Origin of the sequence: Streptomyces sp. Y7 (genome assembly GCF_043195415.1) — a bacterium.
In the GTDB taxonomy this organism is placed as follows: Bacteria; Actinomycetota; Actinomycetes; order Streptomycetales; family Streptomycetaceae; genus Streptomyces.
Window position 1 is genome coordinate 123,443 of the sequence record NZ_JBIDDQ010000010.1, and the last position, 15,028, is coordinate 138,470.

Sequence of the window (15,028 nt, forward strand, 5' to 3'; positions counted from 1 at the left end):
ATCCCCCGCAACCCCCGTATGCGGTGGCTATTCGGTCGCGATCGCGTTCAGTACGTTCATCCGGCCCGCCCGGAACGCCGGGATCAGTGCCGCGAACAGGCCCACGAACGCCGAGCCGATGAAGACCCCGATGATCGTCGGCCAGGGGATCTCCAGGACGTTCAGGCCCTCCAGGGCGAGCAGCTTCTGGGCCGTCGCGCCCCAGCCCATGCCGAGCCCCAGGCCCAGCAGGGCGCCGAACAGGGCGATCACCACCGACTCCATGCGGATCATGCGGCGCAGCTGACGCCGGGAGAGACCGATCGCCCGCATCAGGCCGATCTCGCGCGTGCGCTCCACCACCGACAGGGCCAGGGTGTTCACGACGCCCAGGACGGCGACGATGATCGCCAGGGCCAGCAGGCCGTAGACCATGTTCAGCAGCTGTCCGACCTGGTCCTTGAGCTCCTCCTTGAAGTCGGTCTGGTCGCGCACCTGGTACTGCGGGTACGGCTCCAGCGACTTCTTCAGGGCGGCGTACGCCTGGTCCTGCTGCCCGTCCTCGGCCTTGGCGAACATGATCTCGTTCGGCGGGACGCGGTCCGCGGGGACGTACTTCTGCATCGTGGCGATGCTGGTGTAGCGCGCCCCCTGGTCGATGGAGGTGTCGTCGTCGGTGATGGCGGCGACCTTGAGCTCGGCCGTCTCACCGCCCTTGAAGGCGACGGTGATGGTGTCGCCGACCCGGACGCCGTGCTTCTTGGCGTAGTCGGAGCCGACCGACATGGCGTCCTTGCCGTACGCGGCGGACAGGGTGCCCGCCGTGGTGGGGCGGCGCAGATCCTCGGCGTACGTCGGGTCCGCGGCGGTGATGCCGGAGTCGTCGGTCTTGCCGTCCGGGGTGGTCAGCTCGGCTTCGAGCGTCTTGTAGCGGGTGACATGGGCCAGGCCCGGGCTCTGCTCCATCGCCTTCTCGGCCTGCGGCACGATCCGCTGGTTGCCCTGGACGATGAAGTCCGCGCCGACCGACTTGTCGAGCTCGCTGGTGGCCGAGGCGACCATCGAGGAGCCGACGACCGAGAGACAGGCGACCAGCGCGAGGCCGATCATCAGGGCCGCGCCGGTGGCGCCGGTGCGGCGCGGGTTGCGCAGCGCGTTGCGCTCGGCCATGCGGCCGACGGGGCCGAAGGCCCGCAGCAGCACCGCGCTGATCACCCGGACGACCGCGCCCGCCAGCAGCGGACCGATCACGACGAAGCCGATCAGGGAGAGGACGACCCCGGCTCCCAGCATCAGCGCGCCGTCGCTCGCCTTGTCGGCGGTGGCGGCCGTGTAGAGCGCGAAGGCACCGGCGGCGGTGAGCACCGCGCCGATCAGGCCCCGGATCCAGCCCGCCTTGCCGTCGGCCGGCGTACCGGCGTCGCGCAGGGCGGCCATCGGGGAGACCTTGCCGGCCCGGCGGGCGGGCAGGTAGGCGGCGAGGACGGTGACGACGACGCCCAGGATCACACCGGCGACCGGGGTGCTGATCTTCACGGTGAGGTCGTCGGTGGAGAGGTTCATGCCGGCCATCGACATCAGCTTCATCAGGCCGACGGCGATGCCGACACCGGCGGCGACGCCGAGGATGGAGCCCACGACCCCGAGGAACAGCGCCTCGACCAGCACGGAACGGTTGACCTGCCTGCGGGACGATCCGATCGCCCGCATCAGACCGATCTCGCGGGTGCGCTGGGCGACCAGCATCGAGAAGGTGTTGATGATCAGGAAGATGCCGACGAGGAAGGCGATCCCGGCGAAGCCGAGCATGGCGTACTTGATGACGTCCATGAACTCGCCGACGTCCTTGCGGTTCTCGTCCGCGGTCTCCTGCTGCGTCTGGACCTTGTACGTGCCGTCCAGGGCGCGCGTGACGTTCTGCTTGAGCTGCGCGTCGCTGACGCCGGTCGCGGCGGTGACGTTGAACTGCGTGAACCGGTCGGTGGCGCCGAGCAGTTCGCGCTGTGCGGTGGCGGTGTCGAAGTAGACGATCGCGGCACCGGGGTTGGTCACCTTGAAGGTGGCGATGCCGACGATCTTCGCCGTGAAGTCACCGGTCTGCGCGATCGTGCGCAGTTCGTCGCCGAGCTTCAGGTCGTGCTTGTCGGCGGTGTCGGCGTCGACCATCGTCTCGGTCGGCCCGCGCGGGGCGTGTCCGGAGGTGATCTCCATGGACCGCAGGTCGTTCCTGGTCCAGTTGCCGGCGATGGTGGGGGCGCCGTTCGACGACCCCATGTTCTTGTTCTCGCTGTTGACGACGGTCACGTTCATCGAACTGACCGCGCCCTCCGCCGACTTGACGCCGTCGGCCTGCCGCGCCTGCGTCAGCAGCGAGGCGGGCAGGGACTCGGGCACACCGTTCTGCGGGGTCTCCTCGCTCTTGGCCTCCTTCGGGGAGACCGTCACGTCGGACGACGTGGCCGCGAAGAGCTTGTCGAACGTCGTGTTCATGGTGTCGGTGAACACCAGCGTCCCGCACACGAAGGCCACCGACAGCAGCACCGCCACGGCCGACAGCGCCATCCGCCCCTTGTGCGCGAAGAAGTTGCGCATCGAGGTCTTCAGGACGGTCATGACGTACGCCCCCGCGCGTCGAAGTCCTTCATGCGGTCCAGGACGGCGTCGGCGGTCGGCTTGTACATCTCGTCGACGATGCGTCCGTCGGCGAGGTACAGCACCCGGTCCGCGTACGAGGCGGCGACGGGGTCGTGGGTGACCATCACGATGGTCTGCCCGAGCTCGTCGACGGACCTGCGCAGGAAGCCGAGGACCTCGGCGCCGGCGCGGGAGTCGAGGTTTCCGGTCGGCTCGTCACCGAAGATGATCTCCGGTCGGGCGGCCAGGGCACGGGCGACGGCGACGCGCTGCTGCTGACCGCCGGAGAGCTGGGTCGGCCGGTGCTTGAGCCGGTCGGAGAGCCCCACGGTGTCGACGACGCGGCCGAGCCACGCCCGGTCGGGCTTGCGGCCCGCTATGTCCATGGGCAGCGTGATGTTCTCCAGGGCGTTCAGCGTGGGCAGCAGGTTGAACGCCTGGAAGATGAAGCCGATCCGGTCCCGGCGCAGCTGGGTGAGCTTCTTGTCCTTCAGCCCGGTGATCTCGGTCTCGTCGAGGTGGATCTGACCGCTGGTGACGGTGTCGAGCCCGGCGAGGCAGTGCATGAGCGTGGACTTGCCGGATCCCGAGGGACCCATGATCGCGGTGAACTGGCCCCGCGCGATGTCCACGTCGACGTGGTCGAGCGCGACGACTCGGGTCTCCCCCGACCCGTACGCCTTGACGACCTGCCGCGCCCGTGCGGCAACGGCCGTACGCCCTCCAGTACCCCCGTGCCTGGGAATGGTCACAGCCGATGTCACGGTATGTCTCCTAAGTCGGTCAGCGAATGAATCGCGAGAACTGCTACGACGTTCAGTCTCGTGGCGGGAGAGGGTCCGGCGCGCTGGTGCCCGGCCCCCTCTTGTGCGGGGGAAAACCCCACCCCCGATGGTTCGGTGAGCCGCCCCCCAGCGGCGTAAAGCCAGGTTAAGGACGGCACCCGCACCGTCTCGTCCTCCGGCGGTACCAACCCTCCCCGAGACCTGGTACGGAGGTTCCCCTAGGGGCTCTCCACCCTTCGGTGGAGTACGCGTCGGGGTCGTCTCCGCCCTTCGGCTCATCGAGCCTCCACCCTCCCGCGGCAATCAGCAGGTGGCGCGCGAAGCGCGTCGTTGAGGGGTGGTGGCTGGGCGACGGGCGGGCCAAGTGGGAAGCTGTTCCGCGGCAGATAGGTGCAAGGGGAAAGCATCAGGAGAGGAACCCGGTGGGCAGTTCGAGACCTGCGATACCCGACACCGCACCGCGCGCCGGATCCGACAAGCGCGGGGCCGTGGTCGCGGCCCTGATGCTCGCGATGGCGCTGGCCGCTCTGGACGCGACCGTCGTCTCCACGGCCGTGCCGCAGATCGTCGGCGACCTCGGCGGCTTCTCCGTCTTCTCCTGGCTGTTCTCGGGGTATCTGCTCGCGGTGACGGTGACCCTGCCCGTCTACGGCAAGCTCTCCGACACCTTCGGCCGCAAGCCGGTGCTGATCGCGGGCGCGGCCGTGTTCCTGCTGGGGTCGCTGCTGTGCGCGGTGGCCTGGAACATGGCGGCGCTGATCGCGTTCCGGATCGTGCAGGGGCTGGGCGGCGGAGCCCTTCAGGGCACGGTCCAGACCCTGGCCGCCGATCTGTACCCGCTGAAGGAACGCCCGAAGATCCAGTCCAAGCTGTCCACGGTGTGGGCGCTGTCGGCGGTCGCCGGACCGGGCCTGGGCGGTGTGCTCGCGGCCTATGCGGACTGGCGCTGGATCTTCCTCATCAACCTGCCCATCGGGGCGGTGGCGTTGTGGCTGATCGCCCGCCATCTGCACGAGCCGGAGCGTGCGGCGACCGGCACCCGCACCCGGGTCGACTGGGCCGGCGCGCTGGCGGTGTTCGCGTGCGGGGGCGTGCTGCTGACGGCGCTGGTGCAGGGCGGGGTGGCCTGGCCGTGGCTGTCGGCCCCGTCCCTGGCCCTGTTCGCCACGGGGCTCGCGCTCGTGGTGGTCGTGGTGCTGGTGGAGCGCCGGGCGGCCGAGCCGATCATCCCCGGGTGGGTGTGGCGGCGCCGCACGATCGCGGCCGTGAACCTGGCCCTCGGCGCGCTGGGGCTGCTGATGGTGGCGCCGACGGTGTTCCTGCCCCTGTACGCGCAGGCGGTCCTGGGGCTCGCTCCGGTGGCGGCCGGATTCGTGCTGTCGGTCTGGACGTTGAGCTGGCCGGTGTCGGCGGCGCTGAGCCAGCACGTGTACCGCAGGATCGGCTTCCGCAACACGGCGATGCTGGGCATCGGGACGGCCTCGCTGATCCTGCTGGCGTTCCTGTTCCTGCCGTATCCCGGGGCGGCCTGGCAGCCGACGCTGCTGATGCTGCTGCTGGGGGCGGCGCTCGGGCTGTTCCAACTGCCGCTGATCGTGGGCGTGCAGTCGACGGTGGGCTGGTCGGAGCGGGGCACGACCACGGCGTCGGTGCTGTTCTGCCGGCAGACGGGCCAGACGGTGGGCGCGGCACTGTTCGGCGCGGTCGCGAACGGCGTGCTGGCGTCCCGGCTGGGCGGCGGAGACGACCTGGACTCGGTGACCCGCGCCCTCGATTCCGGCGGCACGGCTCCGGAGGCCACCCGCAGGGCCATCGCCGACGCGGTGCACGCCGTGTATCTGGGGGCGTCCTGCGCGGCGGCGCTGGCGTTCCTGGTGCTGTTGCTGCTGGCGCCGCGGCGGTTCCCGGTCCTGCAGGAGCCCGAGGACGGGGTCTCGGACCAGGTCACGGCCGACGCCGTCAAGGACCCCGTCGCGGAGGACGGGCGTTGACCGCCGGGTCGTCCGGGGACGGTCCGCCAAGGCGCGGCCGCGCGGGGGACGCCGGGCCGCGGACTCCCGACCTGCCGTCGTGGCCGGGGGTGCAGGGTGACGGCACGGGTCTCCCTCCCCGCACGGACGGGCCCCTGACGGCCTCACCTACGCTGTCCCTCATGCCGACCCTGGAGCGCCTGCGCGCCGACCACGCCGAGGCCGTGCTCGCCTTCGAGCGCGCGAACCGCGCGTACTTCGCCCGTACGGTGCCGGACCGCGGGGACGAGTACTTCACCCCCGCGGGATTCGCGGCCCGGCACGCGGCCCTGCTGGCCGAACAGGACGCAGGGATCTGCCACTTCCACGTCGTGCTGGACGACCAGGAGCGCCTGATCGGCCGTGTCAACCTGCTCGACGTCGAGGACGGCTCCGCCGAACTCGGCTACCGCATCGGCGAGTTCGCGGCCGGCAAGGGTGTCGCCACGGCGGCGGTCGCGCAGATGTGCCGGGTGGCTGCCACGGCGTACGGCCTGACGTCGCTCGTCGCGGTGACCACGCTCGACAACCTCGCGTCCCGGACCGTCCTGGAGAAGAACGGGTTCGTCGCCCTGGGCGAGACGGCGGTCGGCGGCCTGCCCGGGATCCGCTACCGACGCGAGCGGCTCGGGCACTGACGGGGCGGAGAACCGGCCCGGCGCCTGCCCGCGCCGCGTTCGTCGCGGGGCTCCGCCGGGCCCCGGCATGACAAGATGCCGGACGGGGAGAGGGGGACGCGATTCTTTCCGTGGTCGCGAACATCGTGATCGGGCTGGTGACCAGCCTGCTCGGCGGTGTCTTCGTCTGGTTGTGGGAGCGGGCCAAGCGCACGCGTGAGGTGAACCGGAGGGCCGCGTTCTTCGGTGTCCGGCCGGGGCAGACCTGCCTGATCGTGCTGGGCAACAAGTACAACGCGCCCGGCACGGCGCACTACCGGGACGTCCGCGCGGTGGTCGAGCTGTCGCTGCTGGCGGGGGAGCTGGGCTGCAAGGTCGCCGTGGAGTCCGCCGACTTCCGCGGCAGCAACGGCGACCGCACCGAGTTCTGCGTGGGCGGACCGAGCGGGGGCGCCAACATCCGTACCGGTGGACATCTCGCCGCGTATCTCCCCGGAGTCACCGTCCATCCCTACGACGGGACCGGCGCGGACTCCATGGCCATAGAGGTCGGCGGAGAGAAGTTCCGCTGCGACCGCGGCAACCAGGAGTACGCCCTCGTGGCGAAGTTCACGCCCACCGAGTCCGCCTGCCCCGTGTTCCTGGTGTCCGGGCAGACGTCGGTGGGCAACATCGCGGCGGTCCACTTCCTGCGGCGCGAATACGCCGACGTGGCCGGGCGGCTGTCCTCGCTCGAACGCTTCTGTCTGCTGATCAAGGTCTCCGGCATCGGCACGTACGAGTTCCACCGGGCCGAGCTGGAACGCGAGGTCTCCGCGGCCGCGTTCAGACCGTGACACCGCCGACCGGAAAGCGCCGCGACGACGGCCGCCGCGCACCCGTTTCAAAAGTCTGAGTTAACGGCGGTAACACCCCAGGTCAGACACGGTTCGGCATCGGAAGCGCATACCGACCACTCAGTTTGCAGAAACCCTCGCCATCACCTGGTACTCCGCAGTAACCTGCGTGGCTCGCCCGCCCCCCACCTCCCTGCGGTCCGCCGCCGGACCCGAGCCACGCAAGGAGCACCGGGATGTCCTCCCCGTACGACCCGTACAACCAGCACGACCGGTACGACCGGTACGACCCGCACAACTCACGCGAACCGCACGATCCGTACGACAGGTTCCAGCCATCCTCTCCCCCGTCGTACGCCACCTACCCCTGGCAGCCACCCGTCCCGCCGGAACCACCGGCACCCCCACGCCACCGGACGTCGGAGCACACCCCCCTCGGGCACCACAGCGACCTGCGGATCCTGCGCGGCGCCTACCGCTGGCAGCGGCGGGTGGCGACACTCACCGCGCTCGGGTACTTCACGCTGTTCCTGATCCTCTCCGCCTTCGCGCCCGGCTTCATGACGGGCACGGTCACCGACGGACTGCCCGCGGGCCTGCTGCTCGCACTGCTGCAACTGCCGGTCACCTGGCTGGCGATCGGCCTGTACGAACACACCGCCAGGCGCTACGTCGACCCGATCGCGGACCGGATCCGCAAGGAGGCCGCGGTGGACGCCAAGCGCGAGGCAGGACAGCGGAGGGCCGGACGATGACCGACTTCAGTGGAAACGCGCAGGCGATGTCGCTGGTGGCGTTCTGTGTCGTGGTGACCATCACGCTGCTGCTGTGCGTGATGACCGGCCCGGACCGGGACGACCTCGACGAGTTCTACACCGGCTACAGCTCGCTGTCCCCCATGCGCAACGGCCTGGCGATCGCCGGCGACTACATCAGCGCGGCGACCGTCCTCGGCACCACCGGCGTCATCGCGCTGTGCGGTTACGACGGGATCGTGCTGGCGCTGAGCACGGCCCTGTCGCTGATGCTGCTGATGTTCCTGCTGGCCGAACCCCTGCGCAACGCGGGCCGGTTCACCATGGGCGACGCGCTGGCCCGCCGGATGCCGGGGCGCGGTGTGCGCATCGCGGCGTGCGGGGTGACGTTGGCCGCGCTGCTGCCGCTGATGCTGGTGCAGCTCGCCGGGACCGGGCAACTGCTGGCGTTCATCCTCGGCTTCTCCGGCGACACCCTGAAGACCGGATGCGTCATCGGCCTCGGCGTGCTGATGATCAGCTACGCGGCCATCGGCGGGATGAAGGGCACGGCTCTCATCCAGATCCTGAAGATGGTGATGCTGCTCGGGTCGGGCGCCGTCGTCGCCGTACTGGTGCTGCAGCGGTTCGACTGGGACCCGGGCGCGCTGTTCGACGCGGCGGCGCAGCAGAGCGGGGTGGGCCCGGCGTTCCTCCAGTCGGGGCTCCAGTTCGCGGGCAGCCCGTACCCGCGCATCGACATGATCAGTTCCCAGCTCGCGGTCGTCCTCGGCGGCGGCGTGCTGCCGCACATCACCATGCGCATGTACACGGCGACGGGTGCGCGTCAGGTGCGCAGGTCCATGTCCTGGGCGGTGTCGAGCGTGGCGCTGTTCGTGCTGGTGATCACGATCGTCGGCTTCGGCGCGACGGCGCTGATCGGGCGGGAGGTGATCGCCGGGGCGGACCCGCAGGGCAACACGGCCTATCTGCTGGGTTCCCAGGCCGTGTTCGGTGCCGAGGTCTCGACCGCGGAGAGCCTGCTGTTCACGGCGGTCACCACGGCCATCTTCCTCACCGTGCTCGCCTCCGTCGCGGGCATGATCCTCGCCTGCGCCAACTCCCTCGCCCACGACCTGTTCGCCACCCGGATGCGGGAGCTGTCCGGGCACCGCGAGATGGCGCTGGCGCGGCTGGCGGCGCTGGGGGTCGGGATCCCGGCGATCGTGCTGGCCACGATGGTCCAGCACCGCAGCCTGCAGCCGCTGGTGACCCTGTCCTTCACCCTGGGCGCCTCGGCCATCGCCCCGGCCCTGGTCTACAGCCTGTTCTGGCGCCGGTACACCCGCGCCGGACTGATGTGGACCCTGATCGGCGGCACGGCGGTCGTGCTGGCGCTGATGCCGTGGACCAACCTGGTCTCCGGCTCACCCGTCTCGGCCTTCCCCGAGGCCGACTTCAACTGGTTCCCGTTCACCACGCCCGGCCTGGTGTCCGTACCCGCCGGCTTCCTCTTCGGCTGGCTCGGCACGATCAAGTCGGGACGCCGGGAGTCGGAGGACCAGCGACGGCAGTACGAGGCCGTGGAGGGCTGGATCCTGGCGGGGGCGGTACGCAGGGGCAACTGATCCGGGGCCGGCGGGCCGCCCGGGTCACTCCTGGGCGGCCTGGCCGGTGAGTGCCGTCAGGCTGTTGCGCATCTGGCCGATGTGGGTGCGCACGTCGTCCCACACCTCGCCGTGCTCGCGCAGCACCTGCTCGGTCTCGCGGGCGATCTCCTCGGCCCGGAGCCTGGCCTGCGTGACCAGTTCCGTCGCCCGCTCCTGCGCCTCCTCCTGCACCTTGCGGGCGGCGGCGTCCGCCTCGGCGTAGAGCTCCTTCGCCTCGGCCAGCGCCTCCTGCGCCCGCCTCTCGCGGTCCTCCTCCGCCGCCTGCTGCGCGGCGAGCTTCTCCCCGGTCTCCTGCTCCAGCACGGACCGGCGCTCGTCGTGGTCCTTGGACTGCTCGGTGAGCATGCGGGTGGTGCGGTGCCGCAGCTCGCGCAGCGCGAGCAGTTCCAGACCGCGCTCCTCGCGCACCATGCGCCGGGCGGCGACCCGGATCTCGTCCGCCTCGGCACGCGCCGCGAGCATCCGCTCCTCGGCGTACGCCTCAGCCTCCGCGTTCAGGGCGTCGGCATGCGCCTGGGCCGCGTCCCGCAGCCCGCTCGCCCACGTCCTCGCCTTGCCGACCAGGCTCTCGGCCTCCTGCCGCGCGCTCTCCCGCACGGCCTCGGCCTCCTTCTGCACCAGCTCGAAGAGCCGCCGCGCCTGGTCCCCGAGGGCCTCGTAGGTCTGTGGGCCGAGCTGCGCCACCTCCTCCCGCAGCCGCTCCGCCTCCGCCTCCATCTCCTTGGCCAGCACGGTGAGTCGGGCGGCCCGCTCCCAGGCGGCGTCCCGGTCGCGGAAGAGGGCCTCGACGTAGACGTCGACCTGATCGGGACGGTAGCCACGCCCCTTGACGACCACGAAGTCGTGGAGCGAGCCCGGTTCGCTGCTCATCCTCAGAACCCCTCTCCGCCGAGCGACTGCGAAAAATGATGATTTAGCGCACATCTTGCGGGATGGGGCAGAGACGGTCATAACGCGACACTCCGGGCACGGGGTGGGTGCGCGGAGGGCGGGGGCCGGGCATGCGAAAGGGCCGGACCCGGTCGTATCACCGGGAGCCGGCCCTTTCACCGCCTCGTCCGGCCGCCGTCACCGGCGACCGCGGGAGGTCCTCACAAACAGTCGGGTGGCGGCGTCACAGCAAGCCGTCCCACATCTGCTCCAGCAGCACCGACCACCAGCTCTCCGGCGAACCCAGCGCCGCCGGGTCGAGGGCGGCGAGCTGGGCCTGGAAGTCGACGGTCCAGCGGCCCGCCTGCTCCTGGTTCAGGCCGAAGCGCAGACGCCACATCCGGCCGAGCAGCGCCAGGCAGCGCTGGAGCTCCGGCAGACCCGTGTTCACGAACTGCGGCGGTACGGGCGCACCGCCCGGCCCGGCCTCCACCGGCACGGCGACGATGTTCGCCGTCCCGTACTGCACACAGATGGCCTTGCCGAAGTCGCTGCCCATGACGAGGTACGACCCGGCGTCCGACGCCGGCTGCACCCCGCGCTCCTGCGCCAGCTCCGCCAGCGTCGGAACGGGCCGCCCGGGCTGGGCCTGCGCCCAGAAGAACGGACCCATGTCCATCGGCAGCCCACCGACGACCAGGCTGTGCGCCACGACCGGCGGCACGCCCTGCCGGGACACGGCGGCCTGCTCGAACCGGAACAGCCCCGGTCCGAACGCCCCCGCCAGCTCCTGCGCCACGCCCTCCGGCGGAATCGGCGGCGCCGCCTGCACCTGCGGCAGCGGGGCACGCACCGGCGCCGGCCGGGCGGGCCCATCGGCGACCTCGTGCAACTCGCCCTGGTGGGCGAGCAGTTGCTGCATGCCCTGCTGCCGGCTCGCGTGATCGGTGCCGTACGGCGCGATCGAGGTGATGCGCGCCTGCGGCCACTGCTCCCGGATCATCCGCGCGCAGTACGCACCCGGCAGCTCGCACGACTCCAACTCGGTGTGCAGCTCCAGGACCTGGTCCGGCGGCACGTTCATGCCCCGCAGCTCATGGAAGATCTGCCACTCCGGGTGCGGCGTGCCCGGCGCCGAACGCCGGATCAGCTGCTGCTCCGAGCCGTCCTGCGCCCGGTACCGGAGAACGGCCTGGTAGCCGGGACCGACGGTCGGCTGACCGAGGGGCGGCGGGTAGCCGTACGAGGGCTGACCGGGGCCGGGGGGACCAGGGTTGGGGTGTCCGGGGGGCTGGTGTCCCGGGGTGGGTTGACCGGGCGCGGGCTGACCGGGGCCGAGATGTCCGGGGGCGGGCTGCCCGAGACCGGGGTGACCGGGGTGACCGGGCGGCGGCGCGACGGCACCGGGCGGCATGGGCGACTGCGCGGCGCCGGGCATGCCGGGCATACCGGGGGCGCCAGGCATGCCGGGGGCACCCGGGACGCCGGGAGCGCCGGGAGCGCCGGGAGGCGGCATGCCTGGTCCCGCCGGGGGCATGCCGGGTGCACCTGGCATGCCGGGGGCACCCGGAGGCTGCGGCGCGCCGGGGGCCTGCGGCGGCGGAGGCACTCCGGGGCCGCCGACCGCCGGACCGGCGAGCACGGTCTCCGCGTGGTGAACGGCACCTCCCGCACCGGCGGAGCCTGGAGCGCCGGGAGGCTGGGGCACACCGGGACCGGCGGCGCCAGGCACACCGGGGGCTCCGGGAGGCGGGGGCATGCCGGGGGCGCCCGGCGTACCGGGCGGATGCGGGATGCCGGGAGCGCCAGGAGTGCCCGGCGCGTGGGGAACGCCCGGCGGGTTCGGAGCGCCGGGACCCTGCGGAGCACCTGGAGCACCCGAAGCACCCGAAGCACCCGGAGCACCCGGAGCACCCGGAGCACCCGGAGGATGGGGTGCCCCGGGAGGCTGGGGCGCACCCCCCATGCGGCTCGGGTCGGCCAGCATCGTGGCGGCGTGGTGCACCCCGCCGGGGGGCGTACCGCCGGGCGTTCCGGGCGGGTTGGGGGCGCCCGGAGGCTGCGGCGCGCCGGGCATGCCGGGCGCACCCGGAGCACCGGGAGGCTGCGGAAGGCCGGGCTGGTTCGGAAGGCCGGGCTGGCTGGGAAGGCCGGGCTGGTTCGGAGCACCGGGCGGGTTCGGCGCACCCGGACCCTGCGAAGCTCCCGGACCCTGCGCAGCACCGGGCCCCTGCGATGCGCCGGGACCGGCGACGCCCTCCGGCCCGTCGGGCCCGAGCGACGACACAAGCTGCGTGGGCACGTAACCGCCACCGGAAGCACCCGGCGAACCCGGAGCACCCGGAGCCGACGGCGGCGCGGGAGTGCCGCCGACCGGCGCACCCGGCATCCCCGGCGCACCCGGCGGCGGAGGCGGCGTCGCCCCGCCCCGCGCCCGCGGAGGCGCGGCCTTGCTCGTGGCGGCATCGGCGATGTCAGCGGCGTTCGCCCCCGCGGACTGCCCCGGCGCCCCGGGAGCACCCGGAGCGTGCGGCACCCCGGCGTTACCGGACGGAGGCGGCGTACCGGGCCCACCGGCGCCCTGCGGATAGCCGTACGAAGGCGCACCCGGCGGAGGCGGAGGCGTGGCGCCCGGTGAAGGCGTACTCCCCGACCCACCGCCACCCGGGTAACCGTACGAAGGCGCACTGGGCGGAGGCGGAGGTGTCGCACCCGGCGAAGGCGTACTCCCCGACCCACCGCCACCCTGCGGGTAACCGTACGAGGGCGGAGGCGGCGTACCCGGCCCACCCGCACCCTGCGGATAGCCGTACGAAGGCGCACCCGGCGGAGGCGTCGCGCCGGTGCCGCCCGCCGCGTTCGCGTCGCCGAGCGCCCGTGAGACCGCCGTGGGCGGAAGCTGGCTGCCGCCCGACATCAACGCCGTCTGGGCATCCGCCTGCACATGCTGCGGCACGCTGTCGTCACCGCTCAGCGGCGGCGCGAACACCGTCTCCGGCAACGGCACGGAACGGTCCTCACCGGGATCGGCGTTGGTGTCCGTGCCGGCCCACGGAGTCGCCCCGTCGGGCACACCGGCCGCACCCGGCCCACCGTCCGCCGACGGCCCACCCCACGTCTCGGCGAGCCCCCCGCCACCGGACGCGCCACCGGCGGCCCCGGCACCCGAAGCACCTCCGACGGACGCACCACCAGCACCCGGAGCGCCCGAAGCACGACCAGCGGACCCGGCACCGGCACCGGCACCCGAAGCGCCACCGGCGGACCCGGCACCCGCGTCACCCGCGCCGCCGCTCGCCGCCAGCGCTCCGCTCCGGCCGCCCGACGTGCCCATCCGGTCCGCCGCCTCCTGCAACCACTCCGGCGGCGTCAGCAGGAACGACGTCTGGTTCAGGTCCACCCGGGCCGGAGGCGCCGGCGCGGGCTCGGCGACCGCGTCGGCGCGGCCGTACTCCTCCTCGTAGCGGCGGATCACCTCGCCCACCGGCAGCGCGGGCCACAACGTGGCCTCCCCGCTGTCCCGGGCGATCACCAGCCGCTGCGCACCCCCGTCCGAACGCGGCCCGTCGGCGCGGTCCTCGGCCCACACCACGAACCCGAGCTCGAACTCCCGCACCCGCACCTCACGATGCTGGTACGACGGCACGTCCCCGTTGATCCACTCCTCGGCGCGCTCCTGCGCCTGCGCGAACGTCACCATCGCGAAGCTCACTCCCCCACAGCCGTGGCCGCGACGGGTACCGCATGCGCGAACCCACCGTCCACCATCAGATTCGCCACCGTCTCCAACTCCGGCGGAGAACCGGCCAGCCGCGACAGGAACGTGTCGAAGTCCTCACCGCACGGCATCAGCAGCCGCTCCACCCGTTCCGCCGGCGGCCACGAGGGATCCACGTCCCGGGCGTCGTCGAACGCGCAGAACCACACCGAACCGATCCGGTCGCCCTTCACCTTCACGGCCAGCAGCCCGCCCTGCACGAACCCGACGCCCAGGTAGTCCTTGGTCAGGTGGTCGCGCAGGCACTTGTTGACATAGACGAGGTCGTTGACCGCCGCCTCGTCCCGCACCGTGAAGAACGGCTGGTCGATCAACAGGCCCAACTCGGCGTCCAGCGCGGTCCCGACGGGCGCGCACCCGCCCGCCGCCTTCAGGAACGAGCGGTACGCGCCGGGCAGCCGGTAGCCGAGGTCCTCCTCGACACCCAGCGCCTGCGCCTCCGTCACCGCCACACCCGACTTCGGCAGCCGGAAGTGCGCCGGCCGGGTCTCCTGCAACGGGCGCGTCCCGCGCTTGTCCTGGTCCACCGTCGAGGTCGCTATCCCCCCGTGATGCCGCAGCAGCGCCTTGACCTCCACCGGAACCAGCTCCAGCCGACGCGTGCCCACCGCGTGATGCCACGTCCAGCCGTGCGGCGTCGCCACCGCGGGCACCGTGTCCCACAACTCGTGCCCGGTGGCCGCCAGCGCCGCGTTCGCCGACACGTAGTCCGTCAGCCGCAACTCGTCGACGCCGAAGCCCTCCGGCGGCTCCGCGATCTCCGCCGCCACGCGCGCGTACGGCGAGAAGTCGGGGTAACCACGCTCGTCGACCCGTACTCCTCTCGGGTGACGGGACGCCCGTACCGGATCCGGGAAATGCACGACCTGCCCGGCGTAGGCCGCGTTCGGCGGCGCGGCTTGTCCCCCGGCCTGGCGGCCGGGAGGTGCCCCCAGCCCGAGCCGACCTGTCGTCATGGCGGTTGCCCCCTGCGGCGTTCTGATGCGCGCCACCACGACCACTCTCGGTCACAACGGCACGTATCGACTGTCTCGTCTGCGTCCACGCGTCACCGCATGGAAAGCGGTGCCGACAGCCTATGCGGTACGACGAGCCCGGTCACCGGCGCCGGTCACG

Annotated in this window: 10 protein-coding genes; 5 read left to right on the forward strand and 5 right to left on the reverse strand. The window is 72.3% G+C overall.

The features are described 5' to 3' along the window. Positions 1-27: 27 nt before the first annotated feature. Both ACGFW6_RS25065 and ACGFW6_RS25070 read right to left on the reverse strand, forming a co-directional pair. Positions 28-2,592 (reverse strand): ABC transporter permease, encoded by a 2,565-nt coding sequence (locus ACGFW6_RS25065; protein WP_393513916.1) that lies wholly within the window; start codon positions 2,590-2,592, stop codon positions 28-30. Then, entirely contained in the window at positions 2,589-3,377 is a 789-nt protein-coding gene (locus ACGFW6_RS25070) for an ABC transporter ATP-binding protein (protein WP_030952029.1), read from the reverse strand. Before ACGFW6_RS25070 ends, ACGFW6_RS25065 begins: the two co-directional genes overlap by 4 nt. Positions 3,378-3,820: 443 nt before the next feature. Between ACGFW6_RS25070 and ACGFW6_RS25075 the strand changes: the two genes are divergently transcribed. The 5 genes from ACGFW6_RS25075 to ACGFW6_RS25095 all read left to right on the forward strand — a co-directional run bounded on the left by ACGFW6_RS25075 (position 3,821) and on the right by ACGFW6_RS25095 (position 9,222). Beyond that, positions 3,821-5,389: an MFS transporter gene (locus ACGFW6_RS25075; RefSeq protein ID WP_393513919.1), complete on the forward strand. Its 1,569-nt coding sequence runs from the start codon at positions 3,821-3,823 to the stop codon at positions 5,387-5,389. A 161-nt stretch (positions 5,390-5,550) separates the two neighbouring features. Continuing rightward, positions 5,551-6,045 carry a GNAT family N-acetyltransferase gene (locus ACGFW6_RS25080; RefSeq protein WP_393513922.1) on the forward strand — a complete coding sequence of 165 codons (495 nt, stop codon included), beginning with the start codon at positions 5,551-5,553 and terminating at the stop codon, positions 6,043-6,045. A gap of 110 nt (positions 6,046-6,155) precedes the next feature. Continuing rightward, complete coding sequence (locus ACGFW6_RS25085; RefSeq protein WP_393513925.1) at positions 6,156-6,860, forward strand: hypothetical protein; 705 nt, start codon at positions 6,156-6,158, stop codon at positions 6,858-6,860. A 236-nt stretch (positions 6,861-7,096) separates the two neighbouring features. Next, a complete protein-coding gene (locus ACGFW6_RS25090; RefSeq protein ID WP_393513928.1) occupies positions 7,097-7,615 on the forward strand; it encodes a DUF485 domain-containing protein in 519 nt (172 codons plus the stop codon). Further along, a complete protein-coding gene (locus tag ACGFW6_RS25095) occupies positions 7,612-9,222 on the forward strand; it encodes a cation acetate symporter (protein WP_393513931.1) in 1,611 nt (536 codons plus the stop codon). Before ACGFW6_RS25090 ends, ACGFW6_RS25095 begins: the two co-directional genes overlap by 4 nt. 24 nt (positions 9,223-9,246) lie before the next feature. Here the strand turns inward: ACGFW6_RS25095 and ACGFW6_RS25100 are convergent, their stop codons facing one another. The 3 genes from ACGFW6_RS25100 to ACGFW6_RS25110 form a co-directional block, all read right to left on the reverse strand. Beyond that, positions 9,247-10,134: a cellulose-binding protein gene (locus tag ACGFW6_RS25100; protein WP_393513933.1), complete on the reverse strand. Its 888-nt coding sequence runs from the start codon at positions 10,132-10,134 to the stop codon at positions 9,247-9,249. Between the two features lie 244 nt (positions 10,135-10,378). Beyond that, positions 10,379-13,834: an SUKH-4 family immunity protein gene (locus tag ACGFW6_RS25105; protein ID WP_393513936.1), complete on the reverse strand. Its 3,456-nt coding sequence runs from the start codon at positions 13,832-13,834 to the stop codon at positions 10,379-10,381. 8 nt (positions 13,835-13,842) lie between these two features. Then, complete coding sequence (locus ACGFW6_RS25110; protein WP_393513939.1) at positions 13,843-14,868, reverse strand: SMI1/KNR4 family protein; 1,026 nt, start codon at positions 14,866-14,868, stop codon at positions 13,843-13,845. Between the last annotated feature and the right edge of the window lie 160 nt (positions 14,869-15,028).